This window comes from Pseudomonas zanjanensis, from assembly GCF_014268745.2.
Lineage (GTDB): Bacteria > Pseudomonadota > Gammaproteobacteria > Pseudomonadales > Pseudomonadaceae > Aquipseudomonas > Aquipseudomonas zanjanensis.
In genome coordinates this window covers 312,181-338,980 of record NZ_JABWRB020000003.1, presented here as the reverse complement: position 1 = coordinate 338,980, position 26,800 = coordinate 312,181, and the positions used below count along the sequence as shown (strand labels likewise).

21 protein-coding genes, 2 tRNA genes and 4 rRNA genes are annotated in these 26,800 nt (G+C 57.6%); 13 read left to right on the top strand and 14 right to left on the bottom strand.

Going from position 1 to position 26,800, the window contains the following annotated elements:
• Positions 1-189 precede the first annotated feature (189 nt).
• From HU715_RS21330 to HU715_RS21285, 10 genes are all read right to left on the bottom strand, one after another.
• Entirely contained in the window at positions 190-1,698 is a 1,509-nt protein-coding gene (locus HU715_RS21330; RefSeq protein WP_186710840.1) for a YdgA family protein, read from the bottom strand.
• A 157-nt stretch (positions 1,699-1,855) separates the two neighbouring features.
• Positions 1,856-2,491, bottom strand: a complete 636-nt coding sequence (locus HU715_RS21325) for an NADH:ubiquinone oxidoreductase subunit N (RefSeq protein WP_186710838.1) — start codon at positions 2,489-2,491, stop codon at positions 1,856-1,858.
• A 177-nt stretch (positions 2,492-2,668) separates the two neighbouring features.
• Positions 2,669-2,784 (bottom strand): 5S ribosomal RNA (rrf, locus tag HU715_RS21320).
• Between the two features lie 106 nt (positions 2,785-2,890).
• Positions 2,891-3,006 (bottom strand): 5S ribosomal RNA (gene rrf, locus HU715_RS21315).
• 156 nt (positions 3,007-3,162) lie between these two features.
• Positions 3,163-6,054 (bottom strand): 23S ribosomal RNA (locus HU715_RS21310).
• A 246-nt stretch (positions 6,055-6,300) separates the two neighbouring features.
• Positions 6,301-6,376: transfer RNA gene (locus HU715_RS21305), tRNA-Ala, on the bottom strand.
• A 30-nt stretch (positions 6,377-6,406) separates the two neighbouring features.
• A tRNA-Ile gene (locus HU715_RS21300) sits at positions 6,407-6,483 on the bottom strand.
• A gap of 160 nt (positions 6,484-6,643) precedes the next feature.
• Positions 6,644-8,180 (bottom strand): 16S ribosomal RNA (locus HU715_RS21295).
• The 16S, 23S and 5S rRNA genes sit together here with 2 tRNA genes alongside, the layout of an rRNA operon.
• Before the next feature lie 628 nt (positions 8,181-8,808).
• Positions 8,809-10,029: a CaiB/BaiF CoA transferase family protein gene (locus HU715_RS21290; RefSeq protein ID WP_186708184.1), complete on the bottom strand. Its 1,221-nt coding sequence runs from the start codon at positions 10,027-10,029 to the stop codon at positions 8,809-8,811.
• A 13-nt stretch (positions 10,030-10,042) separates the two neighbouring features.
• Positions 10,043-11,224, bottom strand: coding sequence for an acyl-CoA dehydrogenase (locus tag HU715_RS21285; RefSeq protein WP_014335919.1), 1,182 nt, complete (start codon positions 11,222-11,224; stop codon positions 10,043-10,045).
• Between the two features lie 156 nt (positions 11,225-11,380).
• On the opposite strand from HU715_RS21285, the gene HU715_RS21280 reads away from it, so the two are divergent.
• From HU715_RS21280 to HU715_RS21235, 10 genes are all read left to right on the top strand, one after another.
• Positions 11,381-12,277, top strand: a complete 897-nt coding sequence (locus tag HU715_RS21280) for a LysR family transcriptional regulator (RefSeq protein WP_186708186.1) — start codon at positions 11,381-11,383, stop codon at positions 12,275-12,277.
• 434 nt (positions 12,278-12,711) lie between these two features.
• The gene (locus HU715_RS21275) at positions 12,712-13,833 is read left to right on the top strand and encodes a Re/Si-specific NAD(P)(+) transhydrogenase subunit alpha (protein ID WP_186708188.1); all 1,122 of its coding nucleotides are present in this window, start codon (positions 12,712-12,714) and stop codon (positions 13,831-13,833) included.
• 15 nt (positions 13,834-13,848) lie between these two features.
• Entirely contained in the window at positions 13,849-14,172 is a 324-nt protein-coding gene (locus HU715_RS21270) for an NAD(P) transhydrogenase subunit alpha part 2 (RefSeq protein ID WP_003187010.1), read from the top strand.
• Entirely contained in the window at positions 14,172-15,608 is a 1,437-nt protein-coding gene (locus HU715_RS21265; RefSeq protein WP_186708190.1) for an NAD(P)(+) transhydrogenase (Re/Si-specific) subunit beta, read from the top strand. Before HU715_RS21270 ends, HU715_RS21265 begins: the two co-directional genes overlap by 1 nt.
• A 201-nt stretch (positions 15,609-15,809) precedes the next feature.
• Positions 15,810-17,303, top strand: coding sequence for a succinyl-CoA:acetate CoA-transferase ScpC (scpC, locus tag HU715_RS21260; protein ID WP_186708192.1), 1,494 nt, complete (start codon positions 15,810-15,812; stop codon positions 17,301-17,303).
• Positions 17,304-17,622: 319 nt separating this feature from the next.
• Entirely contained in the window at positions 17,623-17,838 is a 216-nt protein-coding gene (locus HU715_RS21255; protein WP_003187014.1) for a DUF1127 domain-containing protein, read from the top strand.
• A gap of 339 nt (positions 17,839-18,177) precedes the next feature.
• Complete coding sequence (locus tag HU715_RS21250; protein ID WP_186708194.1) at positions 18,178-18,495, top strand: DUF2388 domain-containing protein; 318 nt, start codon at positions 18,178-18,180, stop codon at positions 18,493-18,495.
• A gap of 106 nt (positions 18,496-18,601) precedes the next feature.
• Positions 18,602-18,910 carry a DUF2388 domain-containing protein gene (locus HU715_RS21245; RefSeq protein ID WP_186708196.1) on the top strand — a complete coding sequence of 103 codons (309 nt, stop codon included), beginning with the start codon at positions 18,602-18,604 and terminating at the stop codon, positions 18,908-18,910.
• A gap of 27 nt (positions 18,911-18,937) precedes the next feature.
• Positions 18,938-19,258: a DUF2388 domain-containing protein gene (locus HU715_RS21240; protein WP_186708198.1), complete on the top strand. Its 321-nt coding sequence runs from the start codon at positions 18,938-18,940 to the stop codon at positions 19,256-19,258.
• A 17-nt stretch (positions 19,259-19,275) separates the two neighbouring features.
• Positions 19,276-21,216, top strand: coding sequence for a DUF7844 domain-containing protein (locus HU715_RS21235; protein ID WP_189656304.1), 1,941 nt, complete (start codon positions 19,276-19,278; stop codon positions 21,214-21,216).
• Between the two features lie 226 nt (positions 21,217-21,442).
• Here the strand turns inward: HU715_RS21235 and trpA are convergent, their stop codons facing one another.
• On the bottom strand, positions 21,443-22,255 hold the full coding sequence (gene trpA, locus HU715_RS21230; protein ID WP_186708202.1) for a tryptophan synthase subunit alpha: 813 nt from the start codon (positions 22,253-22,255) through the stop codon (positions 21,443-21,445).
• Complete coding sequence (trpB, locus tag HU715_RS21225) at positions 22,255-23,487, bottom strand: tryptophan synthase subunit beta (RefSeq protein WP_072411224.1); 1,233 nt, start codon at positions 23,485-23,487, stop codon at positions 22,255-22,257. The genes trpA and trpB overlap by 1 nt, the downstream gene beginning before the upstream one ends.
• Positions 23,488-23,599: 112 nt before the next feature.
• On the opposite strand from trpB, the gene HU715_RS21220 reads away from it, so the two are divergent.
• Positions 23,600-24,517, top strand: a complete 918-nt coding sequence (locus tag HU715_RS21220; RefSeq protein WP_186708204.1) for a LysR family transcriptional regulator — start codon at positions 23,600-23,602, stop codon at positions 24,515-24,517.
• On the opposite strand, the gene HU715_RS21215 is transcribed toward HU715_RS21220, so the two are convergent.
• On the bottom strand, positions 24,490-24,816 hold the full coding sequence (locus HU715_RS21215) for an ElaB/YgaM/YqjD family protein (RefSeq protein WP_053127069.1): 327 nt from the start codon (positions 24,814-24,816) through the stop codon (positions 24,490-24,492). The two genes, HU715_RS21220 and HU715_RS21215, sit on opposite strands and share 28 nt — an antisense overlap.
• A 153-nt stretch (positions 24,817-24,969) precedes the next feature.
• On the opposite strand from HU715_RS21215, the gene HU715_RS21210 reads away from it, so the two are divergent.
• Both HU715_RS21210 and HU715_RS21205 read left to right on the top strand, forming a co-directional pair.
• Entirely contained in the window at positions 24,970-25,185 is a 216-nt protein-coding gene (locus HU715_RS21210) for a dodecin (protein ID WP_003177209.1), read from the top strand.
• 113 nt (positions 25,186-25,298) lie between these two features.
• The gene (locus HU715_RS21205; RefSeq protein ID WP_186708206.1) at positions 25,299-25,523 is read left to right on the top strand and encodes a DUF1161 domain-containing protein; all 225 of its coding nucleotides are present in this window, start codon (positions 25,299-25,301) and stop codon (positions 25,521-25,523) included.
• Positions 25,524-25,577: 54 nt separating this feature from the next.
• Here HU715_RS21205 and HU715_RS21200 read toward each other — a convergent pair whose 3' ends face one another.
• Entirely contained in the window at positions 25,578-26,579 is a 1,002-nt protein-coding gene (locus HU715_RS21200) for an LLM class flavin-dependent oxidoreductase (protein ID WP_186708208.1), read from the bottom strand.
• Positions 26,580-26,800 lie beyond the last annotated feature (221 nt).

The window sequence follows — 26,800 nt, the reverse complement described above, 5'->3', positions numbered from 1 at the left end:
GGAAGCCGGATCAAGGAATCCAGCCAAGCTCTAATGGGCCTAGTCTTGCACCCTCGGACGGGGCATATTCAGGAACGCCACAATTCTTCAGAATCGATACAGATTTCGGCGCAGGGCAGATCGGTGGGCATAAAAAAACCCGGCCCATGCATCATGCACGGGCCGGGCTTGGGGTACTGCTCGAACGCGTTACTGGACGGCGACGCCACCACCACCCAGCTTGCTCATCACAAATGCCGTGAATTGCTCAACGGTCATTTTCTGGCCGTTGAAGTCGACCTGATTGTTGGCATAGTGCAGCTTGGTGACCACATCGTTGCCTTCAAGGGTCGCCAGCTGAGTACCCACTGCCATCGCACTGAACATGTCGCTGGTGGCGGTGGCTTGATCGGCGATCAGCTTGGCATCCGTCTGGCCTTCCATCTGTGCCTGCACGGTCATCAGGTCCACCAGCATCGGCTTGGAAACCTTGAGATTGAAATCCAGCAGGGCGAGCAATTGACGGCCCAATTCATCTGGTGGCAAGTCCATGGACTGCGGCTTGGCCAGATCAACGATCAGGCTGGCACGGCTTTCACCGTTGGCGGTGTTGAACGACAGGTTTTCCAAGGCCACTTGCGGAGCACCGGCCAGGAGTTTTTCCAGGTCGGCCTTGACCTGGGCTTCCTCGGCTTCGGTCAGGCTCAACTCTGGCGCTGGCTCACCGGCCGCAGCAGCCTCGGCAGCGGCTTTTTCATAGGGTTGCAGCTTGGTCTGGTAAATCTGCATCAGCGACATGGTGGCCGGGATGTCCAGGTTCTTCAGGCTGACCGCCATCTGCGCCGAACCAATGGTCTTGTCGTTGAACGACAACTCACCGATCTTGTAATCGGCACGCCCCGAAGCGCTGGTGCCGTTCTCGCTGCTGCTGTTCTTCATTTCGAAGTTCTTCAGGCCCAGCACTGACTTCGGCTCGCCAAAGGTGGCCTTGGTGCTGCTCATCAGCAGGGTGTTGTCACCCATGTAGTAACCGTAGGTGCTTTTGCTCAGGTTACTGGCCAATGTCAGGCCGTTCAGCTCGACCTGCACTGGTGTCTGGTCTTCGGCGACGGTGGTCAACTTGAAGCTGTCCATGTAGCCGTCAGCCTTGACTTTCTGTCCCTGGGCGCTGGCGGCCACGTCGATCTTCAGGCCGGAGAAGGTGAGTTGGGACTGCTCATCCAGCTTCGTCTCCAATGGCAGCAGCTCATAGGTGCCGTTGATGGACTCGTCGTAACCCAGGTTGACCACACCTTTGAGCGGGGACTGGTCCTTGGTGGCAGCGAACCACTTGTCTGTCAGTGGATTGCGCTCGAGAGCGGTGTGACTGGTGGCCATGACCGGCAGCCACTTGAGCGTAATCAAACGCGAGAATGGTAGTGGGCCGTGCTCGATCCGGTCGACGAAGAGCAGCTCGACCGACTCGCCGCCGAATATCTCGCCTTCGCCTTTGAGGCGGTAGTGGGCGGTGCTGCTGAATGTGCCACGGTCCATGGAAACCAGCTCCAGGGCGGCAGTGCTGTTGGATCCGGACAAGGCTGTCTGCATCTGCTTATTGCTATCGGCAATAGCATTTTTCAACACGCCTTCGAGTTTGGTTCCGGTGTACCAGGCGCCACCCGCGCTGATAGCTCCGACAGCCACAACGATTCCCAGAAGTACGCTTGCTGATTTATTCATGAGTGACCCGATCGATATCCATGGTTGAAGAAAGCCGTCGTCTTCCCTGACCCGCGAAGGGTGTGGCTCGACGCCGTAAAGAGGAGGGGAGATTACCATCAGGCACCCTTGCGGGCCCAATGTTTATAGGGGTAAAAACGTTTTCTTGAGAGGTGGTCTACGAATATTGGACTTCGATTTCGTCGAGCTGATGATCGAAAGTCTTGAGTCGGGCCGTCCAGGTGTACACCAGCACTTCAAAATCGCGATTGATCACCGCCGCCCCCGATGACTCTGCGCGTGAATCGCAAAAGTCCAGTTGATAGCGCTCCCGGGCCATGGCGTTAGCCACGTCACACAATTCACGGGCGTTGTTGAGCCAGTGCCAGCCTTCTTGGGTGACTTGCTTGTCCAAGGCTGCGCATTGGGTTTTCAGAGCCTCCAGGCTTTTCTCCAGCGGGGTGCCGGTGAGCTCGCCCATGACTTCCTGGAAGGTGCGGCCTGGCTGCCAATAGCTGCCCCAGAAATAACGGTCAAACACCGTTTCGACACGGCGCAGCGCCACTTTGGTGTCCCAAATCAGCACCAGGGTCTTGCCTTGCTCGAGGTGTTTTTTCTTGATGCGTTGGCCCTGAAGCGATGCCCAGGCCACGATTGCAATGGATATCACGCCAATCAACGCCGCAGCGCTATCGAGGAACAAGAGCGCCTTGTCGATCTGGTGAGTGAGCATGACGCCATAGAAATAAGTGGCTGAGAGCAGCAGCAATGCCGCAGTCGCACACCAAAAGCCGGGAGCATAAGGGTTTTTCATTATTGGAATCCCCATGACCAGTGACCGTCGCGGGCTTTTGGGTCGCCAAAGCCCGACTACAACAGCATAGCAACGGCATTGGGGGTTTGCCGGGGCATCAGAGGCTCGATCCGATTACCGGCCCAAAAACGACAAAACCCCTGTCTGCATCAGCAGACAGGGGGCCTGGGAATTCAATCTTGACGATGACCTACTCTCACATGGGGAAACCCCACACTACCATCGGCGATGCATCGTTTCACTGCTGAGTTCGGGATGGGATCAGGTGGTTCCAATGCTCTATGGTCGTCAAGAAATTCGGTGTCCAACCCGTTCAACAGCAACGTGTCGGTAAAATCGATGACTCTTACTAAAACAAAACCCCTACCTGCATCAGCAGATAGGGGTTTCGGAATTTAATCTTGACGATGACCTACTCTCACATGGGGAAACCCCACACTACCATCGGCGATGCATCGTTTCACTGCTGAGTTCGGGATGGGATCAGGTGGTTCCAATGCTCTATGGTCGTCAAGAAATTCGGGTACTGAGTCGTGGTCTGATGGCCTCGCTTCAGCAAATTGGGTATGTGATAGCGTTGGTGTTTTGTGAGATTCGAACTTTCGGTTCGTTTCGTCTTCACACACCGCAATCTGGTGCTCTTTCGAGTCAGCAAATTGCTTGGGTGTTATATGGTCAAGCCTCACGGGCAATTAGTACAGGTTAGCTCAACGCCTCACAGCGCTTACACACCCTGCCTATCAACGTCGTAGTCTTCGACGGCCCTTCAGGGGACTCAAGGTCCCAGTGAGATCTCATCTTGAGGCAAGTTTCCCGCTTAGATGCTTTCAGCGGTTATCTTTCCCGAACATAGCTACCCGGCAATGCCACTGGCGTGACAACCGGAACACCAGAGGTTCGTCCACTCCGGTCCTCTCGTACTAGGAGCAGCCCCTCTCAAATCTCAAACGTCCACGGCAGATAGGGACCGAACTGTCTCACGACGTTCTAAACCCAGCTCGCGTACCACTTTAAATGGCGAACAGCCATACCCTTGGGACCGGCTTCAGCCCCAGGATGTGATGAGCCGACATCGAGGTGCCAAACACCGCCGTCGATATGAACTCTTGGGCGGTATCAGCCTGTTATCCCCGGAGTACCTTTTATCCGTTGAGCGATGGCCCTTCCATACAGAACCACCGGATCACTAAGACCTACTTTCGTACCTGCTCGACGTGTCTGTCTCGCAGTCAAGCGCGCTTTTGCCTTTATACTCTACGACCGATTTCCGACCGGTCTGAGCGCACCTTCGTACTCCTCCGTTACTCTTTAGGAGGAGACCGCCCCAGTCAAACTACCCACCATACACTGTCCTCGATCCGGATAACGGACCTGAGTTAGAACCTCAAAGTTGCCAGGGTGGTATTTCAAGGATGGCTCCACGCAGACTGGCGTCCACGCTTCAAAGCCTCCCACCTATCCTACACAAGCAAATTCAAAGTCCAGTGCAAAGCTATAGTAAAGGTTCACGGGGTCTTTCCGTCTAGCCGCGGATACACTGCATCTTCACAGCGATTTCAATTTCACTGAGTCTCGGGTGGAGACAGCGCCGCCATCGTTACGCCATTCGTGCAGGTCGGAACTTACCCGACAAGGAATTTCGCTACCTTAGGACCGTTATAGTTACGGCCGCCGTTTACCGGGGCTTCGATCAAGAGCTTCGCGTTAGCTAACCCCATCAATTAACCTTCCGGCACCGGGCAGGCGTCACACCCTATACGTCCACTTTCGTGTTTGCAGAGTGCTGTGTTTTTAATAAACAGTCGCAGCGGCCTGGTATCTTCGACCGGCGTGGGCTTACGCAGCAAGTGCTTCACCCTCACCGGCGCACCTTCTCCCGAAGTTACGGTGCCATTTTGCCTAGTTCCTTCACCCGAGTTCTCTCAAGCGCCTTGGTATTCTCTACCCAACCACCTGTGTCGGTTTGGGGTACGGTTCCTGGTTACCTGAAGCTTAGAAGCTTTTCTTGGAAGCATGGCATCAACCACTTCGTCACCCAAAGGGTAACTCGTCATCAGCTCTCGGCCTTGGAATCCCGGATTTACCTAAGATTCCAGCCTACCACCTTAAACTTGGACAACCAACGCCAAGCTGGCCTAGCCTTCTCCGTCCCTCCATCGCAATAACCAGAAGTACAGGAATATTAACCTGTTTTCCATCGACTACGCTTTTCAGCCTCGCCTTAGGGACCGACTAACCCTGCGTCGATTAACGTTGCGCAGGAAACCTTGGTCTTTCGGCGTGGGTGTTTTTCACACCCATTGTCGTTACTCATGTCAGCATTCGCACTTCTGATACCTCCAGCAAGCTTCTCAACTCACCTTCACAGGCTTACAGAACGCTCCTCTACCGCATCACTTACGTGATACCCGTAGCTTCGGTGTATGGTTTGAGCCCCGTTACATCTTCCGCGCAGGCCGACTCGACTAGTGAGCTATTACGCTTTCTTTAAAGGGTGGCTGCTTCTAAGCCAACCTCCTAGCTGTCTAAGCCTTCCCACATCGTTTCCCACTTAACCATAACTTTGGGACCTTAGCTGACGGTCTGGGTTGTTTCCCTTTTCACGACGGACGTTAGCACCCGCCGTGTGTCTCCCATGCTCGGCACTTGTAGGTATTCGGAGTTTGCATCGGTTTGGTAAGTCGGGATGACCCCCTAGCCGAAACAGTGCTCTACCCCCTACAGTGATACATGAGGCGCTACCTAAATAGCTTTCGAGGAGAACCAGCTATCTCCGAGCTTGATTAGCCTTTCACTCCGATCCACAGGTCATCCGCTAACTTTTCAACGGTAGTCGGTTCGGTCCTCCAGTTAGTGTTACCCAACCTTCAACCTGCCCATGGATAGATCGCCCGGTTTCGGGTCTATTCCCAGCGACTAGACGCCCTATTAAGACTCGCTTTCGCTACGCCTCCCCTATTCGGTTAAGCTCGCCACTGAAAATAAGTCGCTGACCCATTATACAAAAGGTACGCAGTCACCCAACAAAGTGGGCTCCCACTGCTTGTACGCATACGGTTTCAGGATCTATTTCACTCCCCTCTCCGGGGTTCTTTTCGCCTTTCCCTCACGGTACTAGTTCACTATCGGTCAGTCAGTAGTATTTAGCCTTGGAGGATGGTCCCCCCATATTCAGACAAAGTTTCTCGTGCTCCGTCCTACTCGATTTCACTTCTAAGATCCTTTCGCGTACAGGGCTATCACCCACTATGGCCGCACTTTCCAGAGCGTTCCGCTAAAATCAAAGAAGCTTAAGGGCTAGTCCCCGTTCGCTCGCCACTACTAAGGGAATCTCGGTTGATTTCTTTTCCTCAGGGTACTTAGATGTTTCAGTTCCCCTGGTTCGCCTCTTGCACCTATGTATTCAGTACAAGATAACCATCTTATGATGGCTGGGTTCCCCCATTCAGACATCTCCGGATCAAAGTCTGTTTGCCGACTCCCCGAAGCTTTTCGCAGGCTACCACGTCTTTCATCGCCTCTGACTGCCAAGGCATCCACCGTATGCGCTTCTTCACTTGACCATATAACCCCAAGCAATCTGGTTATACTGTGAAGACGACATTCGCCGAAAATTCGAATTTCTCAACTAAGAGAACTCACAAATTTTACCTTAGCCTGATCCGTTACCAGTGAAAGTAACGTTCAGTCTATCTTTCTATCACATACCCAAATTTTTAAAGAACGAACTAGTCAAAGACTAGAAATCAACATTCACCATCGAACCGATGGAATGCTCATTTCTAAGCTTTATACAATCGAAGCAGTAGTGGTGGAGCCAAGCGGGATCGAACCGCTGACCTCCTGCGTGCAAGGCAGGCGCTCTCCCAGCTGAGCTATGGCCCCGTATTTCTACAGGCGTTTCCCACACAAAATTGGTGGGTCTGGGCAGATTCGAACTGCCGACCTCACCCTTATCAGGGGTGCGCTCTAACCAACTGAGCTACAGACCCAATTTCGAGCTACTAAGGCCGACCTCACCCTGCTCTTTACCACAGAGCATGGGGTGCGCTCTAACCAACCAAGCTACAACCCTTTTGGCTGCTTCTTTCGTCTTCTTCAATGAATCAAGCAATTCGTGTGGGAGCTCATGGAGCAGCTGCGGTCGTCGATTAAGGAGGTGATCCAGCCGCAGGTTCCCCTACGGCTACCTTGTTACGACTTCACCCCAGTCATGAATCACACCGTGGTAACCGTCCTCCCGAAGGTTAGACTAGCTACTTCTGGTGCAACCCACTCCCATGGTGTGACGGGCGGTGTGTACAAGGCCCGGGAACGTATTCACCGCGACATTCTGATTCGCGATTACTAGCGATTCCGACTTCACGCAGTCGAGTTGCAGACTGCGATCCGGACTACGATCGGTTTTGTGGGATTAGCTCCACCTCGCGGCTTGGCAACCCTCTGTACCGACCATTGTAGCACGTGTGTAGCCCAGGCCGTAAGGGCCATGATGACTTGACGTCATCCCCACCTTCCTCCGGTTTGTCACCGGCAGTCTCCTTAGAGTGCCCACCATAACGTGCTGGTAACTAAGGACAAGGGTTGCGCTCGTTACGGGACTTAACCCAACATCTCACGACACGAGCTGACGACAGCCATGCAGCACCTGTCTCAATGTTCCCGAAGGCACCAATCCATCTCTGGAAAGTTCATTGGATGTCAAGGCCTGGTAAGGTTCTTCGCGTTGCTTCGAATTAAACCACATGCTCCACCGCTTGTGCGGGCCCCCGTCAATTCATTTGAGTTTTAACCTTGCGGCCGTACTCCCCAGGCGGTCAACTTAATGCGTTAGCTGCGCCACTAAGAGCTCAAGGCTCCCAACGGCTAGTTGACATCGTTTACGGCGTGGACTACCAGGGTATCTAATCCTGTTTGCTCCCCACGCTTTCGCACCTCAGTGTCAGTATCAGTCCAGGTGGTCGCCTTCGCCACTGGTGTTCCTTCCTATATCTACGCATTTCACCGCTACACAGGAAATTCCACCACCCTCTACCATACTCTAGCTCGACAGTTTTGAATGCAGTTCCCAGGTTGAGCCCGGGGCTTTCACATCCAACTTAACGAACCACCTACGCGCGCTTTACGCCCAGTAATTCCGATTAACGCTTGCACCCTCTGTATTACCGCGGCTGCTGGCACAGAGTTAGCCGGTGCTTATTCTGTCGGTAACGTCAAAACACTAACGTATTAGGTTAATGCCCTTCCTCCCAACTTAAAGTGCTTTACAATCCGAAGACCTTCTTCACACACGCGGCATGGCTGGATCAGGCTTTCGCCCATTGTCCAATATTCCCCACTGCTGCCTCCCGTAGGAGTCTGGACCGTGTCTCAGTTCCAGTGTGACTGATCATCCTCTCAGACCAGTTACGGATCGTCGCCTTGGTGAGCCATTACCCCACCAACTAGCTAATCCGACCTAGGCTCATCTGATAGCGCAAGGCCCGAAGGTCCCCTGCTTTCTCCCGTAGGACGTATGCGGTATTAGCGTCCGTTTCCGAGCGTTATCCCCCACTACCAGGCAGATTCCTAGGCATTACTCACCCGTCCGCCGCTCTCAAGAGGTGCAAGCACCTCTCTACCGCTCGACTTGCATGTGTTAGGCCTGCCGCCAGCGTTCAATCTGAGCCATGATCAAACTCTTCAGTTCAAACATCTTTGGGTTTTGAGAAAACCCTAAACTTGGCTCAGCAATCGTTGGTTACATCTTTGATTTCTCGCGGAGTAACTTGTGATGCTGATAATCTGTTGACTAGCAGTCTGACTCCACAAGCACCCACACGAATTGCTTGATTCAGTTGTTAAAGAGCGGCTGGCTGAGTCTTTCGTCTCAACCGAGGCGCGCATTCTACAGCGCCCCGTGTATCTGTCAAGCGGTTATTTTAAGAAGCTTTCAAAGTTTCGCTTCGGAAACATCAACAACTTCAACCACTTGCGCTTCCGATCTCTCGTTAGCGGGAGGCGAATTCTACAGCGTTACTCGCTGCTGTCAACACCTCTTTTTCACCGCTTTCGACCGAGAAGATCGAACCGCCGATAGAGCCAAACATCACCGCTCTACCTGCTCCTTCCAAGCTTCGATGAACTGAAGCCCTACACCCTCGAAACCTACTTAACTCATTGAGTATCAAGGAGTTTTCCGTTTCGACTGCGCCGGAAGTGGGGCGAATTATAGACTTCCAGAATCTGCCGTCAACCCTTAATTTCGCTTTTCTATCAATAAGTTGCGCAGCACCGGAAATCGCCCTTTAAAAACCCCTCTATATAGAAGAGAACGCTCAAAGAACCCCAGCCTCCCTGAATGCCGCCACTGCCGCTTCATCCAACCCCAACACTCGCTGCAATACCTCCAGCGTATGCTCCCCTAATAAAGGGGGCGCATTGCGATACTCCACCGGCGTCTCGGACAGTCGAATCGGGCTGGCCACCTGCGGCACGCTACCGGCCAATAGATGAGGCAATTCCATTGCCAATCCACGCGCTTGCACCTGAGGGTCGGCAAACACTTGGGCAAGATCGTTGATTGGCCCGCACGGTACACCTGCCTGCTCCAACTGGACCACCCACTCAGCGGTGGTCTTGAACACCGTGGCCTGGCGGATCAACGGAATCAACACCGCACGGTTTGCGACCCGCAGCTTGTTCGTGGCAAAACGCGGATCATCAGCCCACTGCGGCTGCCCGGCCACCTCAGCGAACTTGCGGAACTGGCCGTCATTACCCACAGTAAGGATGAAGTCGCCGTCAGCCGTAGGAAAATCCTGATAAGGCACGATGTTCGGATGAGCATTGCCCAGCCGCTTCGGCGCATTGCCTGTAGTCAGGTAGTTCATCGCCTGGTTAGCCAGGCAAGCCACTTGGACATCCAGCAAGGCCATGTCGATGTACTGCCCTGCGCCGGCATGATCCCGATGAGCCAGCGCCGCCAAAATGGCAGCCGTCGAGTACAACCCCGTGAGGATATCCGTCAGCGCAACCCCCACCTTCACCGGCCCCGCGCCCTCATCCCCCTCTGGGCGGCCGGTCAGGCTCATCAAGCCCCCCAGCCCCTGGATCATGAAGTCATACCCGGCGCGCTTGGCATAAGGGCCGGTCTGTCCGAACCCGGTGATCGAGCAGTAGATCAATTGCGGATTGATCGCCTTCAGCGAGTCATAGTCCAGGCCATACGCGGCCAGGCCGCCCACCTTGAAATTCTCGATCAGGATATCGGACTTGGCAGCCAGCTCCCGCACCAGCCGCTGACCCTCTGGCCGCGTAAAATCGATGGTCACCGACTGCTTGTTGCGATTGGCCGACAGATAATAGGCAGCTTCGGTCGTGTTCTCACCTCTGGCATCCTTCAGGAAGGGCGGCCCCCAGGCGCGCGTATCGTCACCATTGCCGGGACGCTCGACCTTGATGACGTCAGCCCCCAGGTCCGCCAGGATCTGCCCAGCCCAAGGCCCGGCCAAGACCCTCGATAAATCCAATACCCGCAGATGCGAAAGCGCGCCCATGACCGTTCTCCTATTAATAGAACGCCTGGATACCGGTTTGCGCACGCCCCAGGATCAGCGCATGAACGTCGTGCGTGCCTTCGTAGGTATTCACGACTTCCAGGTTTACGAGATGACGAGCAATACCAAATTCATCGGAAATACCGTTGCCGCCCAGCATGTCCCGCGCCATCCGAGCAATATCCAACGACTTGCCGCAGGAGTTGCGCTTCATGATCGAGGTAATCTCGACTGCCGCCGTGCCCTCATCTTTCATACGCCCCAAACGCAGGCACCCCTGCAGCGCAAGCGTGATTTCAGTTTGCATGTCGGCCAGTTTCTTTTGGATCAACTGATTGGCCGCGAGCGGACGACCGAACTGCTGGCGATCCAGCGTGTATTGGCGAGCGGTGTGCCAGCAGAATTCAGCGGCTCCCAAAGCGCCCCAGGAGATCCCGTAGCGCGCGGAGTTCAGACAAGTAAACGGGCCCTTCAGGCCACGGACATCGGGGAAAATGTTCTCTTCCGGGACGAATACATTGTCCATGACGATTTCGCCGGTGATTGAAGCGCGCAGCCCGACTTTGCCATGGATAGCCGGTGCGCTCAGCCCCTTCCAGCCTTTTTCAAGAACGAAACCGCGGATATCGCCAGCATCGTCCTTGCCCCAGACGACAAAGACATCAGCGATCGGACTGTTGGTGATCCACATCTTGCTGCCCGTCAGGCTGTAGCCACCTTCCACTTTGCGCGCACGAGTAATCATCGCGCCTGGGTCGGAACCATGGTTCGGCTCGGTCAGACCAAAGCAGCCGATCCACTCGCCAGACGCCAGCTTCGGCAAATACTTCTGCTTTTGTGCCTCAGTCCCGAATTCATTGATCGGCACCATGACCAGCGAGGACTGCACGCTCATCATCGAGCGATAGCCGGAATCGACGCGCTCCACTTCACGTGCGATCAGGCCGTAGCTGACGTAGTTCAGCCCGCTGCCGCCGTACTGCTCAGGAATGGTTGCCCCCAGCAGGCCCACTTCACCCATCTCGCGAAAAATCGCCGGGTCGGTTTTCTCATGGCGGAACGCCTCCAGCACTCGCGGTGCCAGTTTCTGCTGGGCGAACTGCTCGGCAGTGTCGCGAATCATGCGTTCTTCTTCGGTGAGCTGCTGATCCAGCAACAATGGATCGATCCAGTTGAAGCTCGCTTTGCCGGCCATGAAAGAGTCCTCGCCAATTAAATGAAAATCGTGGATTGATCCTAGGCGCGGTTTCCTACAAGGGCAAACGAGGATTACGCACTATGCTGTGCTAATTTCTCACTCCGTAAACGCCATAAACCCTGTTTAAGCAGTTATTGAGTGAGGCTTACGTACATGCGCCGCAAAATCCCCAGTACCGCCGCCCTGGTCAGTTTCGAGGCTGCCGCACGCCATGAAAGCTTCACCAAGGCGGCACAGGAGCTTTCCCTCACGCAAGGCGCTATCTGCCGACAGATCGCCAGCCTGGAGGATTTCCTCAGCGTCGAGCTTTTCCGACGCTCGCGCCGTGGGGTCAAACTGACCGAAGCGGGTCTTTCCTACAGCCGCCGGGTTGCCACCCAACTGGATGCCGTCGAGCGCGACACTCTTTCCGTGATGGGGCACACCGGCGCGAACGTGATTGAACTGGCCGTGGTTCCGACCTTCGGCACCCAATGGCTGCTGCCACGTCTCAAGGACTTCCAGCAGCAGCATCCGGAAGTCACCGTCAACCTGACCAACCGCACACGCCCCTTTCTCTTTGCGGACACAGAGTTTGACGCCGCCATCTACTTTGGCGACGCGGACTGGTCCGGTACCGAATCCCACAAGCTGATGGGCGAAAATCCGATGCCGGTATGCAGCCCTGCCTTACTGGGTGACCGGAAGAGCCTGACACCGGAGGCCATTGCCGATTTGCCCTTGCTCCAGCAGACCACTCGCCCGTATGCGTGGCGCCAGTGGTTCAACGCTCAGAACCTGAACATCGCACGAGACCTGACAGGCCCTCGTTATGAACTATTCTCCATGCTCGCCCAAGCGGCCATGCACGACATGGGCGTTGCGCTGATTCCGCCCTTTTTGATTCAGCGCGAGCTTGCAGAGCAACGTTTGGTCGTGGCCAACCGTAACGCGCTGTCGAGCATCAAGGCCTACTACCTGATGATTCCAGAGCGAAAGGTCGAATCCGCCTCTCTTCGAGCTTTTCGTGATTGGCTGGTGAAACAAGCTACGAGCTATCAGCTTGATTAATAAGGAAAAGTAAAAGTCCTACTTAGGTAGTCAACTAACAAAAGTCGCTACAGATATAAGTTTATGTCGCATTCAGTCAATCTGTTATGAAACTCGTGCAGTAGTCTCCAAAGCGTCTAAATACATGGCTTAGAGCCATATCGCGCAGCGCATCAGCGCTTATTCATCTGGCCGATGGGAAAAATTGTCAATTTGAACCTAAATCCTTGGAAAGCACGGCCCACAAGGGCTGCCGATCGATAATTGCGACATTCGGTCACAGGGTGACTTGTAGTTAATTTTCCGTCACCCGTCATAATCCCTTGAAGGGCTGAATTTTCGCCTGCAAAATGCCGCGCCCCGCCTGGTTTGGCGGGATCGTGCTGATCGGCCGCCCCAGCCGCACCATCCGAAGTGCCTGGGTTTACTCAATAAGATCACGCAGGAGATTTGACGTGCACATTGGTGTTCCCCTCGAAACCCAAACGGGTGAAACACGGGTTGCTGCTACCCCGGAAACCATCAAGAAGTTGATCGGCCAAGGCCATAAAGTCACTGTCCAAAGCGGCGCCGGTATCAAGGCCAGCGTTATCGACAGTGCCTATGAGGCAGCGGGCGCAACCATTGGCAGCGCCAGTGATGCATTCGGGGCCGAGCTGATCCTCAAGGTGGTCGCTCCCAGCGACAGCGAACTGACGCTGATCAAGAGCGGCACCGTTCTGGTGGGCATGCTCAATCCGTTCAACAACGAAACCATCGCCAAGCTGGCCGAACGCGGCATTACCGCTTTCGCCCTTGAGGCCGCGCCACGTACGTCCCGCGCCCAGAGCCTGGATGTGCTGTCGTCTCAAGCGAACATTGCCGGCTACAAAGCGGTGCTGCTGGCCGCTCATTACTATCCGCGCTTCATGCCGATGCTGATGACGGCAGCGGGCACCGTAAAAGCGGCGCGGGTACTGATTCTCGGTGCCGGCGTGGCCGGGTTGCAGGCGATTGCCACGGCCAAGCGCCTGGGCGCCGTGATCGAGGCTTCGGATGTGCGCCCGGCGGTGAAGGAGCAAATCGAATCCCTCGGCGCCAAGTTCGTCGACGTGCCTTACGAGACCGACGAAGAGCGTGAATGCGCGGTCGGCGTCGGCGGTTATGCCCGGCCCATGCCGGCCAGCTGGATGCAACGCCAGGCCCAGGCGGTGCATGAGCGCGCCAAGCAGGCCGACATCGTCATCACCACCGCATTGATTCCGGGCCGCAAGGCACCGACCTTGCTGAGTGCTGAAACCGTCGCGCAGATGAAACCCGGCTCGGTGGTCATCGACCTCGCGGCAGCCCAGGGTGGCAACTGTCCGCTGACCGTGGCTGATCAGGTGGTGATCGAGAACGGCGTCACCATCGCCGGCCCGACCAACCTGGCCGGTGAAGTCGCGGCCGATGCTTCGGCGCTGTACGCCCGTAACCTGCTGGACTTCCTGAAGCTGGTCTTCACCAAGGAAGGTCAGTTCGACGTGAACCTGGAAGACGACATTGTCGCCGCGTGCCTGATGTGCCGCGACGGCCAAGTCATCCGCAAAAACGCCTAAGCAGGGATTCAGACAATGGAAGAGCTTATCTCCCCCGGTATCTACAACCTGATCATCTTTGTGCTGGCAATTTATGTCGGTTATCACGTGGTCTGGAACGTAACGCCCGCGCTGCACACGCCATTGATGGCGGTGACCAACGCCATTTCGGCGATCGTGATCGTCGGCGCCATGCTCGCTGCAGCGCTGACCGTAACACCTCTGGGCAAGACCATGGGCACCCTCGCCGTGGCCCTGGCCGCGGTGAACGTGTTCGGTGGCTTCCTGGTGACGCGCCGCATGCTTGAGATGTTCAAGAAAAAAGCCCCGAAAGCCGTAAAAGAAGAGGCGCCCAAGTAATGAGCATGAACCTGGTAACGACGCTCTACCTGATCGCGTCCATCTGCTTCATCCAGGCCCTCAAAGGCCTGTCGCACCCCACCACCTCCCGCCGCGGCAACCTGTTCGGCATGCTCGGGATGGCGTTGGCGGTGCTCACTACCGTGGGCCTCATCTATAAACTAGGTGCCGAGTTGGCAACCGCCGGCATTGGCTACGTCATCGTCGGCCTGTTGGTCGGCGGTACTGCTGGCTCGATCATGGCCAAGCGCGTCGAGATGACCAAGATGCCGGAGCTGGTGGCATTCATGCACAGCATGATCGGCCTGGCGGCGGTGTTCATTGCCATCGCGGCGGTCGTCGAGCCGCAATCGCTGGGCATCGTCAAGCAGTTGGGGGATTCGATTCCGGCGGGTAACCGTCTGGAGCTGTTCCTCGGCGCCGCCATCGGTGCAATCACCTTCTCCGGTTCGGTGATCGCGTTCGGCAAGCTCTCGGGCAAGTACAAGTTCCGCCTGTTCCAGGGCGCACCGGTACAGTTTGGTGGCCAGCACAAGCTCAACCTGATCCTGGGCCTGGCAACGCTGGGCCTGGGCCTGACCTTCATGTTTACCGGCAACCTCGGCGCGTTCGCCCTGATGCTGGCCCTGGCGTTTGTCCTGGGCGTGCTGATCATCATCCCGATCGGCGGCGCGGACATGCCGGTGGTGGTCTCGATGCTCAACAGCTATTCCGGTTGGGCCGCCGCCGGTATCGGCTTCTCGCTGAACAACTCGATGCTGATCATTGCCGGTTCGCTGGTGGGTTCGAGCGGTGCGATTCTCTCGTACATCATGTGCAAGGCGATGAACCGTTCGTTCTTCAACGTGCTGCTCGGCGGTTTCGGCAACACCGCGGATGCTGCTGGCCCGGCAGGCTCGAAGGAGGCCCGTCCAGTGAAATCCGGCTCGGCTGACGATGCAACCTTCCTGCTGACCAACGCCGACACGGTGATTATCGTTCCAGGCTACGGCTTGGCGGTGGCTCGGGCGCAGCACGCGTTGAAAGAGCTGACCGAGAAGCTGACCCACCACGGCGTGACCGTGAAATACGCGATCCACCCGGTGGCCGGTCGCATGCCAGGGCACATGAACGTCCTGCTGGCCGAGGCCGAAGTGCCTTACGACCAGGTGTTCGAGATGGAGGATATCAACTCCGAGTTCGGCCAGGCCGACGTGGTGCTGGTACTGGGCGCCAACGACGTGGTCAACCCGGCGGCGAAGAACGATCCGAAATCGCCGATTGCCGGCATGCCGATCCTCGAAGCCTTCAAGGCGAAGACCATCATTGTCAACAAGCGCTCCATGGCCAGCGGCTATGCCGGCCTGGACAACGAGCTGTTCTACCTCGACAAGACCATGATGGTGTTCGGTGACGCCAAGAAGGTCATCGAGGATATGGTCAAAGCCGTGGAATAACCCCATCGCTGTTTCACTCAAAAACGCCCCGACTTGTCGGGGCGTTTTGATTTGTATCAAGGCAAAATATTACCGATCCGGTAATGATGTTTTGCCTGAAACGCCCGTAATAGACGCCTAAAATGCGACCTTTGTAGCGGGTCGGGCACAGCGCTAATTCACTAGACTGCGCATCTTGCCTTCCAGCCCGAGATAACCCCTATGTACCGTGATCGCATCCGCCTGCCTTCGTTATTGAACAAAGTGATGAGCGCTGCCGAAGCTGCCTTGTTGATTCAGGACGGCATGACTGTCGGCATGAGCGGTTTTACCCGCGCTGGAGAAGCGAAAGCAGTGCCCCACGCCCTGGCTGAGCGCGCCAAGGTCACGCCGTTGAAAATCAGCCTGATGACCGGCGCAAGCCTGGGCAACGACCTCGACAAGGAGCTCACCGAAGCCGGTGTACTTGCACGACGCATGCCGTTCCAGGTCGACAGCACGCTGCGCAAGGCGATCAACGCGGGCGAGGTGATGTTCATCGACCAGCATCTCTCGGAAACCGTCGAACAACTGCGCAACGGCCAGCTCAAGCTGCCCGATATTGCCGTGATCGAAGCAGTAGCCATCACCGAGCAAGGGCATATCGTACCGACCACGTCGGTGGGTAACTCGGCCAGTTTTGCCATCTTCGCCCGGCAAGTGATCATCGAGATCAACCTGGCCCACAACCCGAACCTGGAAGGGCTGCACGACATTTATATCCCGACCTATCGCCCTACCCGCACGCCGATTCCCCTGGTGAAAGTCGACGACCGCATTGGCAGTCCCGCGATCCCGATCCCGCCGGAAAAAATTGCTGCCATTGTCATTACCAACCAGGGGGACTCGCCTTCGACCGTCGCGCCACCCGACAGCGACACCCAGGCCATTGCCGATCATCTGATCGACTTCTTCAAGCAGGAAGTCGCGGCTGGACGCATGACCAATAAGCTCGGGCCGTTGCAGGCCGGAATTGGCAACATCGCCAACGCCGTGATGTGCGGACTGATCGATTCCCCGTTCGAAGACCTGACCATGTATTCCGAGGTCCTGCAGGATTCGACATTTGACTTGATCGACGCCGGCAAGCTGAGTTTCGCCTCCGGCAGCTCGATCACCCTGTCGGGTCGACGCAATGCCGACGTCTTCGGGAACCTGGAGAAGTACAAGGACAGACTGGTCCTGCGCCCCCAGGAAATTTCCAACCATCCCGAAGTGGTGCGCCGCCTGGGCATCATTGGTATCAACACCGCGCTGGAGTTCGACCTGTACGGCAACGTCAACTCCACCCATGTCTGCGGCACGCGGATGATGAACGGCATCGGCGGTTCGGGGGACTTCGCCCGTAACGCCCACCTGGCGATCTTCGTTACCAAGTCGATTGCCAAGGGCGGCGCCATTTCCAGTGTCGTGCCAATGGTCAGCCATGTAGACCATACCGAACATGACGTTGACATCCTGGTGACCGAGATCGGCCTGGCCGACCTGCGGGGCCTGGCGCCGAGGGAGCGGGCACGCGTGATCATCGACAATTGCGTGCACCCTTCCTATCGCCAGGCCTTGAATGACTATTTCGACGCCGCGTGCGCCTTGGGCGGGCATACCCCGCATATCCTGCGCGATGCACTGAGTTGGCACCTGAACCTGGAAGAAACCGGGCGCATGTTGGCCGTCTGATACAGCTGGATCACCGTTATCGCAAATACAGTTTTGGTTGCGGCCTGCCATTCGCTTCGTTCGTGACAAAAACTGTACTGCTGTACCGGTGTTTTCTTACAGTCTTTTCTCTCAAAACCGCCAGCAATGCACAAAATTGCACCAATAACGTGCAGACAGGTACAGTTGCCTCAATATCGACCAGTACACCGCTCTTTAACAGTTAACTGGTCTCTCACAATACAGGTGAACTGTATCTAGAGAGACTGGCCAAACGAGAGGATCATGGGCACCAGTTAAACCACTACCTAATCCCGCCACAAGCGGAAGGATGTCAACCATGGAACGTACACTCAGTTCCGAGCTGTTTTTCGAAGACAAAGCTGAAAAAAACCAGGCTTCCCTGCCTCTTCGCGTTATCGCCAACCTGATGTTGTGGCAGCGCCGCATCGCCAGCCGTCACCAACTGGCTCGTCTGGATTCGCGCCTGCTGGCTGATGCCGGTATCAGCGAAGCACAACGCTACGAAGAGCTGAGCAAGCCGTTCTGGCGCTAACTCAGCGTCGCTGGCCCTGACCCACCGGGTCCACTGCCAGCACCGAATTGAACAAACAAGACCCGTCGCGGGTAACCGCGACGGGTCTTGTCGTTTCCGGGCCCCGATTTTTAGGGATGCCCGGAGGAAAGTAACAGTTCCAATAAAAACAAAAACATACCAGTACAGTTATGCTTGAACCGTAACAACTCCATGCAAGCGTCCTACAGTGACTCGCAAGGGCTGTCAGCCAACGCGTTCCTGTCCTAATATCGAGGCGAACGTGGCGAAGCGAGTCGAACATGCGTCTCCTCTTCCAGCTACACGCACCGGCATCACCCTCATTCAAGGAGTTTCATCATGATCCGTCTTCGCCTGCTCAGCGCAGCTGCTCTCCTGGCCGTAGCCGCCCATTCCAACGCCAGCAGCTTCATTGTGACCACTGACTCCCTCGTCGGAGCGCTCAAAGCCACGTCCGACGTGACTTCCGATGCAACCTCGTCATTGCGTGACAACAAAATCGTTCAAGCCGCCCGTGACGACGCTGCCAGCTTCGTAGCCAGCGAAGGCGCCATCCGTGGTGTGAAACTGGAAAGTGCCCTGGATTACATCCGCCAACAGGCACCGCAACTCAACGCCACCGATGCGCAGCTGGCCCAGGCCATCCTGGTGATCTGATGCAACATGAAACATCGGGCGCCAATTGGTGTTCCGATGTTTCAGCACTGGCTCTGGCCCGCAGGTTTGCGCTAGCCTTCAGGCTCGCCATCAACCGTCGAGTCCCATGCGTTTTTACTCAGATCTGTTCATCGCGTCTTTCTTCGTCGTTTCTTGCTGGTCCGTGCCGGCCCATGCCTTCGATGTGTCTACCCAGCAAGTGGTGGTCAGCGGCTATGCCACGAGCATGGTGACCTCCGCGCCCTTCGACCATAAACTGATCGTCGCCGCTCGTGATGACGCTGCGGCCTTCATTGCCAGCGACGGGCAGTTGCGAGGTGCACAACTGGAATCGGCCCTGGACTACCTGCGCCGGACCCAGCCAAAACTTCATGCCAGCGACCTTGAACTGGCACAAGCAATTCTCGTCCAATAGTTATCCTTATTTTTCCGGAGTCGTTCCATGCGTAGCCCGCTGATTGCTGCCGCCCTCGGCCTGTTGGTTTTGGCCGATGTGGCCCAGGCACAAACCCTGGTAGCCACCAGTAACATCATCGTTCGCGCCTCCCAGCGCACGATCGATTTCACCTCCGACACCACCACGTCCATCCGTGATTCGAAAATCGTCCGCGAAGCCCATGACGATGCGGCCAGTTTTGTCGCCAGCAATGGTGAAATTCGTGGTGCTCATCTCGAGGCCGCCTTCGACACCTTGCGCACCCGCGTGCCGGAAGCCCGGGATGCCAGTGACCAGGTTCTCGCCGAAGCCATCCTCGCATTGTGAGGCGGTTCGCCGCCTGGATGGCGGCCGGGGTCTTGCTGCTCACCGCCAGCATGGCCCAGGCCGGCCTGCAACTGCACCTCAACGTCGAAGGACTGAGCCCGGCGCAACAGCAGGCCAGCCAGGCGCTGCTCGATGAAGCCATGCAGGCCCTGCCGCCGCGCTTCATCGAGCGACTGGACCGACGCATCAATGTCGGCTGGACCGACCAGATGCCCACCAATGCCTACGGCCAGGCCTCGTTGGTGTCGCAACTGGACCTCAACAGCAACCTGCTCGACAGCCTTGTCGACGGCAGCGCCGCGACGCAAAAGACCCAGCGCCCCCACGGCACCGTCCGCCGGGAAATGCTCGCCACGGTCTTGCATGAACTGACCCACATCTACGACCGCTCGCGTCTATGGCCAGACGCCGAACGCACGCTGATCCAGCGTTGCACTCGACGCAACGGCAGCGCCGGGCTGATCGGCCTCCCCGATGAATGCCGGGGCCAGAACGACCGCCGCTTCACCCTCAGCGATGATCCGCGCTTGCTGGACCTCGCCGGCTGGCCGCAATACGTCGGCCGTCGCGGCGCGCGGGAACAGCACAACCGCCAGGTCGCCCGCAGCCCGGACCTCTATGAAACGAGCAGCCCCAAGGAGTTCGTCGCGGTCAACATGGAGTACTTTCTCCTCGACCCGAGCTACGCCTGCCGACGCCCGGCCCTGTATCGCTATTATCGGGAACACTTCGGCTGGGCGCCTGCCGCCAAGGATACCTGCGCCCAATCGTTCGCCTTCCTCAACGCCGGGAACGACTTCGCCAAGACGCCCCTGGGCAAGGTCGATCCAGAGCGGGTCTATGCCATTGATTACCTGCTGGCCGAGGCCAATCAGAACTGGGTAAGCCGTTGGGGCCACAGCATGCTCCGGCTGGTGATCTGCGCACCGGGCCGGCCACGCGGTCCAGACTGCCGGCTGGATCTGGACCAACACTTGGTGCTGTCCTACCGCGCCTTCGTGGGCGATGTGCAATTGTCGAGTTGGGACGGGCTGGTCGGCAAATACCCCTCGCGCCTGTTCATATTGCCGTTGGCCCAGGTGATCGATGAATACACCAAGACCGAGCTACGCAGCCTGGCATCGGTGCCGCTGAACCTGTCGCGCACCGAAATCGAGGAAACGGTCGAGCACGCCGCCGAAATGCACTGGAGCTATGACGGCAACTATTACTTCCTGTCCAATAACTGCGCCGTGGAGAGCCTGAAACTGCTGCGCAGCGGCAGCAACAACAAGCAGCTCAACGGCCTGGATAGCATCATGCCCAACGGCCTGCTGGAAGTGCTCAAGGGTCGGGGCCTGGCAGATACCAGCGTGTTGGATGACCCCAAGGAAGCCTTGCGCCTGGGCTACCACTTCGACTCATTCCGCGAGCGGTACCAGGCCATGTTCGATGTGCTGAAGAAGTATCTGCCGATCAAGCAACAGACGGTGGAAGACTGGCTGGCCCTGGACGCCCCCGAACGCCGCGTCTGGTTCGACCAGGCGGACCTGCGCACCAGCGCGGCGTTGTTGCTGCTGGAGCAGGCGAGTTATCGTCGGCAGTTGTTGTTGGCGCAGGATGAAGTCAAACAGCGCTACCTCGGAGCCCGTGAGTTGCAGAACGGTGGTATGGAAAGGGCTAACGCGACGCTGCAGCAGATCCTCGCCAATAGCGGTTTCCTCAGCCGCCCGGCCGAACTGCTGGGCAGCAGCGGCTACGGCTTGCCGCAACCCAGCGAGTGGCAACGCCTGGAATCGGAAAGCAGTTTGCGGCAAAAGCAACTGCAAACGCTGACAGGCGATCTGGACAAGGAAGTCCGGGCCTTGCTCGAACCGAGCCGCGCGGCTGAAATTGCTGCAAGCGAGGCCAACGTGAAGGAGATCGGCGAGCATTTGCGCGAGCTGCACAAGGCCGGGGGCGGGTTGGAGTTGCCCTGACGAACAGGGTCGTCATTGTGGCGAGGGAGCTTGCTCCCGCTCGGCTGCGAAGCAATCGTAAACCAGCCAATGCGCCCTCTCTGAAAAAATTGCATGAACCTGTTTGGGGCCGCTTCGCGACCCAGCGGGAGCAAGCTCCCTCGCCACAAGGGCAGTCCTGGTGCAAAAAAAGGGGTTCAGAACCAAGTTCTGAACCCCTTTTTTTAGCTCAGCGCCGAACCAGGAATCAGCCCAGACGCGCCTTGCGTACACCATCAGCCAGGGCCGCGCACAAGCTCAACACGCCATCGATCGCCTGTTCCGATGTGTCGGCGCTGGCGATATGGTCGATCAGCGCCGAGCCGACCACCACCCCGTCGGCCAGCCGTGCGATGGCCGCCGCCTGCTCCGGTGTACGAATACCAAAACCAATGCTGATGGGCAGATCGGTATGGCGGCGCAGGCGCGCCACGGCTTCTTCCACATGCTCCAGCGTCGCGGCGCCAGCACCGGTCACGCCCGCGACCGACACGTAGTACACAAATCCCGAACTGCCGTTGAGTACCGTCGGCAAACGCACATCGTCAGTGGTCGGCGTGGTCAGGCGGATGAAATCCAGGCCAGCAGCCTGGGCCGGTTCGCACAGTTCGCTGTTGTGCTCGGGCGGCATGTCCACGACGATCAGGCCATCCACGCCAGCGTCCAGCGCCTCGCCAATGAAACGCTGCACGCCATAACGGTGGATCGGGTTGAAGTAGCCCATCAACACCAGCGGTGTCTCAGTGTTGTCTTTGCGGAACTCACGAACCATCTGCAGGGTTTTCGCAAGATTCTGCTGGGCCCCCAGGGCGCGAATGTTCGCCAACTGGATCGCCGGGCCGTCAGCCATCGGGTCGGTGAACGGCATGCCCAACTCGATCACGTCGGCACCCGCCGCCGGCAGGCCCTTGAGGATCGCCAGCGACGTGTCGTAGTCCGGGTCGCCCGCCGTGACGAAAGTCACCAGGGCGGCGCGGTTCTGTTCCTTGAGTTCAGCAAAACGGGTTTGCAGGCGGCTCATCAGTGTTTCTCCTGCTGGGACTGTTCCATGTGGTGCATCACGGTTTGCATGTCTTTGTCGCCACGACCAGACAGGTTGACCACCATCAGGTGATCTTTCGGCAGGTTGGGTGCGCGTTTGAACACTTCGGCCAGGGCATGGGCGCTTTCCAGTGCAGGAATGATCCCTTCCAGGCGACAGCATTTGTGAAAGGCTTCGAGGGCTTCGGCGTCAGTGACCGAGGTGTACTGGACGCGGCCAATGTCGTGCAACCAGGCATGTTCCGGGCCGATACCGGGGTAGTCGAGCCCCGCGGAAATCGAATGGGCGTCGATGATCTGGCCGTCGTCGTCCTGCAACAGGAAGGTGCGGTTGCCGTGCAGTACGCCGGGGACGCCGCCGTTCAGGCTCGCCGCGTGCTTACCGGTCTCGATGCCATAGCCTGCGGCTTCGACGCCGATGATCTCGACACTCTTGTCGTCCAGGAACGGGTGGAACAGGCCCATGGCGTTGGAGCCGCCACCGATGCATGCCACCAGGCTATCCGGCAGACGACCTTCCTGGGCTTGCAGCTGATCGCGGGTTTCCTTGCCGATCACCGCTTGGAAGTCACGCACCATCGCAGGATAAGGATGCGGGCCCGCCACGGTGCCGATCAGGTAGAACGTGCTATCGACGTTGGTGACCCAGTCGCGCAGGGCCTCGTTCATGGCGTCTTTCAGGGTGCCCGTGCCGGCGACCACCGGGATGACTTCCGCCCCGAGCAGCTTCATGCGGAACACGTTGGCCTGCTGGCGCTCGATGTCGGTGGTGCCCATGTAGATAACGCAATCCAGGCCGAAACGCGCGGCCACGGTGGCGGTGGCCACGCCGTGCATACCCGCGCCGGTCTCGGCGATGATGCGTTTCTTGCCCATGCGCCGCGCCAGCAGGATCTGGCCGATGCAGTTGTTGATCTTGTGCGCGCCGGTGTGGTTCAGCTCTTCACGCTTGAGGTAGATCTTGGCGCCACCGCAGTATTCGGTCAGGCGCTCGGCGAAGTAGAGCGGGCTCGGACGACCGACATAGTCACGCTGGAAGTAGGCCAATTCCTCGATGAAGGCCGGATCTTCCTTCGCCACTTCGTACTCACGGGCCAGATCAAGGATCAGCGGCATCAAGGTCTCGGCCACATAACGGCCGCCGAATGCGCCGAACAGGCCGTTGGCATCAGGGCCGCTGCGCAGGTTGAAAGAGGTCGTAGGCTGGGTCATCGGGCGCTCCAGGCAAATGCGTTGAAAGACAATGAGGTTCACTCTACCCCTGACATCCTTCAGTGAAAACCGATAAGATCGCCGCAACCTGTCAGGAAAACTCACAAATAAAATGAGCCACGACCTGCCCCCCCTCAACGCCTTGCGCGCCTTTGAGGCCGCCGCCCGCCTGAGCAGCGTAAGCCAGGCGGCCGAACAGCTGCACGTTACCCATGGGGCCGTGAGCCGACAGTTGAAGGTGTTGGAAGAGCATCTGGGCGTCAGCTTGTTCATCAAGGACGGGCGCGGCCTGAAACTCACAGATGCCGGCGTGCGCCTGCGGGACGCCAGCACCGATGCGTTCGAGCGTTTACGCGGTGTTTGCGCGGAGCTGACACAAAGGACGGCGGACGCCCCGTTTGTACTGGGCTGTTCGGGAAGCCTGCTGGCGCGTTGGTTTATTCCTCGCCTGGGCAGGCTCAATGCTGACCTGCCGGATTTGCGCTTGCACCTGTCCGCCGGCGAAGGCGACCTGGACCCCAGGCGACCGGGATTAGACGCTTTGTTGGTATTCGCCGAGCCACCCTGGCCGGCCGACATGCAGGTGTACGAACTGGTGAGCGAACGGATCGGTCCCGTGATGAGCCCGCACTACGCCGGATTCGCTCGGTTGCAGGGTGCACCAGCCAGCGGGCTGCTCGATGAACCATTGCTGCACACCACCTCGCGTCCACAGGCTTGGCCGGCCTGGGCACGGCAAAACGACCTTGAACCCCAGGCATTGAAGTTCGGGCAAGGATTCGAGCATTTATATTATTTACTGGAAGCCGCCGTGGCGGGGTTAGGCGTGGCGATCGCGCCCGAACCGCTGGTGGCCGAGGACGTGCGCGCCGGTCGCCTGGTCGCGCCGTGGGGCTTTGATGAAACCGCGGCGCGACTGGCGTTGTGGCTACCCAAGCGCGCCGCGGACGGGCGCGCTCGGCAATTGGCCCAATGGCTCAGGCATGAGCTGGGCCAACCGGTTCAGTCACCGCGTTTGCACAGCAGGTAAGCAGCCAGCAAACCCAGCGCACCGACCGCGACACCGGCCGTGGTCCATGGGTGTTCCTGCGCGTAATCTCGCGTGGCGATCCCGGTTTCACGGGTTTTCACCTTGACCTCTTCATAGGCGTCGCTGAGCAGATGGCGAGAATGTTTCAGCGCGTTTTCGGCATTGGCCTTGAGCGACTTGAGGGTTTTGCGCGACTCGTCCGAAGCGTCATCCTTCAGACTTTCCAACGACTTGAGCAGACTTTCGATCTCCGCTTCCATGCTTTGCAACGAGGCTTTGCGTAACGAAGTGCTGGCCATGGTGGCTCTCCTGCAGTGGTTGAGTTCGTGTGTGAATTGGGACTCCGACGGTTTGGGAAAGTGCAGTAAATCTGAACTTTCACCGCTTGAGCGGCCACACATGTAAGGCGAAAAATCGCTGCTAGGCTGTTAAAGACAACCAAGGAGAACGTTATGAGTGATCACCATACGTACAAAAAGGTCGAACTGGTCGGTTCCTCTCCCACCAGCATTGAAGACGCCATCAACAACGCCCTGGCCGAAGCCAGCAAAAGCCTCAAGCACTTGGAATGGTTCGAAGTCACGGAAACCCGCGGCCACATCGAAAATGGCCGGGCCGCGCACTTTCAAGTGACGATCAAGGTCGGCTTTCGGATTGCCAATAGCTGAGGTTCTTTGAACTTGCACGCTGGCGGAGTGCCATAGGGAGTGGCGATGCGCTATGGTCTGCGCATTACGTTTTCCAATCCTGCCCTATTTGATCCGACCAAGGAGTGCGAGCGATGAACAAGTTGATGGTGGCCCTGGGTTTGCTGAGCCTTGCCGGTGGTGCGTTTGCGGCCGGCAAACCCTGCGAAGAGCTGAAAAGCGAAATCGCAGCGAAGCTGGACGCCAAGGGCGTGTCAGGTTATTCGCTGGAAATTGTCGATAAAGGCACAGCGACTGACGGAAAAATCGTTGGCAGCTGTGAGGGCGGTACGAAAGAAATCGTCTACAAACGCGGCTGATAGCGCGTTCAGTTCAAAGCCGACGCACAGCGTCGGCTTTTTATTGACCGCGATTCAGCCCTTCATGACCTGCGCCAGCAACTCGTAGGAGTGCAAGCGATCGGAGTGCTCATACAGGTCGCTGGTGAAAATCAGCTCATCGGCCTGGGTCTGCTCGATCAGCACTTGCAGCTTGGCGCGAATTTTCTGCGGACCGCCGACCATGGCCAGCCCCAGGAAATCGCCGACCGCCTCCTTCTCATGGGGCAACCAAAGACCGTTCATGGATTCGACAGGCGGACGCTGCACCAGGCTCTGGCCGCGCATCAACGCCAGGATCCGCTGGTACACCGACGTCGCCAGGTAATCGGCCTGCTCATCGGTATCCGCAGCCACCAGCGGCACGCCGAGCATCACATAGGGCTTGTCGAGCACCGCCGACGGCTTGAAGTGGTTGCGGTAGATGCGAATCGCCTCGTGCATATATCGCGGTGCGAAATGGGAGGCGAATGCGTAGGGCAAACCGCGTTCACCGGCCAATTGCGCACTGAACAGGCTCGAACCCAGCAGCCAGACCGGCACGTTGGTGCCGGTGCCGGGCATGGCGATGATGCGTTGATCCGGGGTACGCGGGCCCAGGTAGCGCATCAGCTCGGCCACATCCTCGGGAAAATCGTCCGCGCTGCCGGAGCGCTCGCGACGCAGCGCCCGGGCGGTCATCTGGTCGGAACCTGGCGCGCGCCCCAGCCCCAGATCGATTCGACCCGGATAGAGGCTTTCCAGCGTGCCGAACTGTTCGGCGATGATCAACGGTGCGTGATTGGGCAGCATGACGCCACCGGAGCCGACGCGAATGGTCGAAGTGCCCCCCGCCAGATAACCCAGCAGCACCGCAGTTGCCGAACTGGCGATACCGTCCATATTGTGGTGTTCGGCCACCCAGAAGCGGGTGTAGCCGTATTTTTCCACGTGCTGCGCCAAGTCCAGCGAGTTGTGCAAGGATTGAGCGGCATTGCCATCGGCGCGCACAGGCACCAAGTCGAGGGTTGAGAGTTTCACGTCGGACAGCTGTTTCATGGGCCGGGATCTCCAACGGCGTTCCGGGCTTTTCCTACGGGTAAAAGCCTGCCGTTTCTAAAGGTGTGTGCCATTGCAATGTGGGCATATACCCGAGTTTCAATAGTTACGACGAAATTTCCTACTAAATTCGTCGGCTAATCGACAAGGTGAACTTTTCCAGGCGGTCTATCCTCACAACCCAGACAGTTAAAAAACACCCAGGCGCGGCGTTCGCGCCG

Coding starts and splice junctions, on each gene's coding strand:
- HU715_RS21330 (WP_186710840.1), bottom strand. CDS start 1,698: ATGAATAAATCAGCAAGCGTACTTCTGGGAATCGTTGTGGCTGTCGGA.
- HU715_RS21325 (WP_186710838.1), bottom strand. CDS start 2,491: ATGAAAAACCCTTATGCTCCCGGCTTTTGGTGTGCGACTGCGGCATTG.
- HU715_RS21290 (WP_186708184.1), bottom strand. CDS start 10,029: ATGGGCGCGCTTTCGCATCTGCGGGTATTGGATTTATCGAGGGTCTTG.
- HU715_RS21285 (WP_014335919.1), bottom strand. CDS start 11,224: ATGGCCGGCAAAGCGAGCTTCAACTGGATCGATCCATTGTTGCTGGAT.
- HU715_RS21280 (WP_186708186.1), top strand. CDS start 11,381: ATGCGCCGCAAAATCCCCAGTACCGCCGCCCTGGTCAGTTTCGAGGCT.
- HU715_RS21270 (WP_003187010.1), top strand. CDS start 13,849: ATGGAAGAGCTTATCTCCCCCGGTATCTACAACCTGATCATCTTTGTG.
- HU715_RS21265 (WP_186708190.1), top strand. CDS start 14,172: ATGAGCATGAACCTGGTAACGACGCTCTACCTGATCGCGTCCATCTGC.
- scpC (WP_186708192.1), top strand. CDS start 15,810: ATGTACCGTGATCGCATCCGCCTGCCTTCGTTATTGAACAAAGTGATG.
- HU715_RS21255 (WP_003187014.1), top strand. CDS start 17,623: ATGGAACGTACACTCAGTTCCGAGCTGTTTTTCGAAGACAAAGCTGAA.
- HU715_RS21250 (WP_186708194.1), top strand. CDS start 18,178: ATGATCCGTCTTCGCCTGCTCAGCGCAGCTGCTCTCCTGGCCGTAGCC.
- HU715_RS21245 (WP_186708196.1), top strand. CDS start 18,602: ATGCGTTTTTACTCAGATCTGTTCATCGCGTCTTTCTTCGTCGTTTCT.
- HU715_RS21240 (WP_186708198.1), top strand. CDS start 18,938: ATGCGTAGCCCGCTGATTGCTGCCGCCCTCGGCCTGTTGGTTTTGGCC.
- HU715_RS21235 (WP_189656304.1), top strand. CDS start 19,276: ATGGCGGCCGGGGTCTTGCTGCTCACCGCCAGCATGGCCCAGGCCGGC.
- trpA (WP_186708202.1), bottom strand. CDS start 22,255: ATGAGCCGCCTGCAAACCCGTTTTGCTGAACTCAAGGAACAGAACCGC.
- trpB (WP_072411224.1), bottom strand. CDS start 23,487: ATGACCCAGCCTACGACCTCTTTCAACCTGCGCAGCGGCCCTGATGCC.
- HU715_RS21220 (WP_186708204.1), top strand. CDS start 23,600: ATGAGCCACGACCTGCCCCCCCTCAACGCCTTGCGCGCCTTTGAGGCC.
- HU715_RS21215 (WP_053127069.1), bottom strand. CDS start 24,816: ATGGCCAGCACTTCGTTACGCAAAGCCTCGTTGCAAAGCATGGAAGCG.
- HU715_RS21210 (WP_003177209.1), top strand. CDS start 24,970: ATGAGTGATCACCATACGTACAAAAAGGTCGAACTGGTCGGTTCCTCT.
- HU715_RS21205 (WP_186708206.1), top strand. CDS start 25,299: ATGAACAAGTTGATGGTGGCCCTGGGTTTGCTGAGCCTTGCCGGTGGT.
- HU715_RS21200 (WP_186708208.1), bottom strand. CDS start 26,579: ATGAAACAGCTGTCCGACGTGAAACTCTCAACCCTCGACTTGGTGCCT.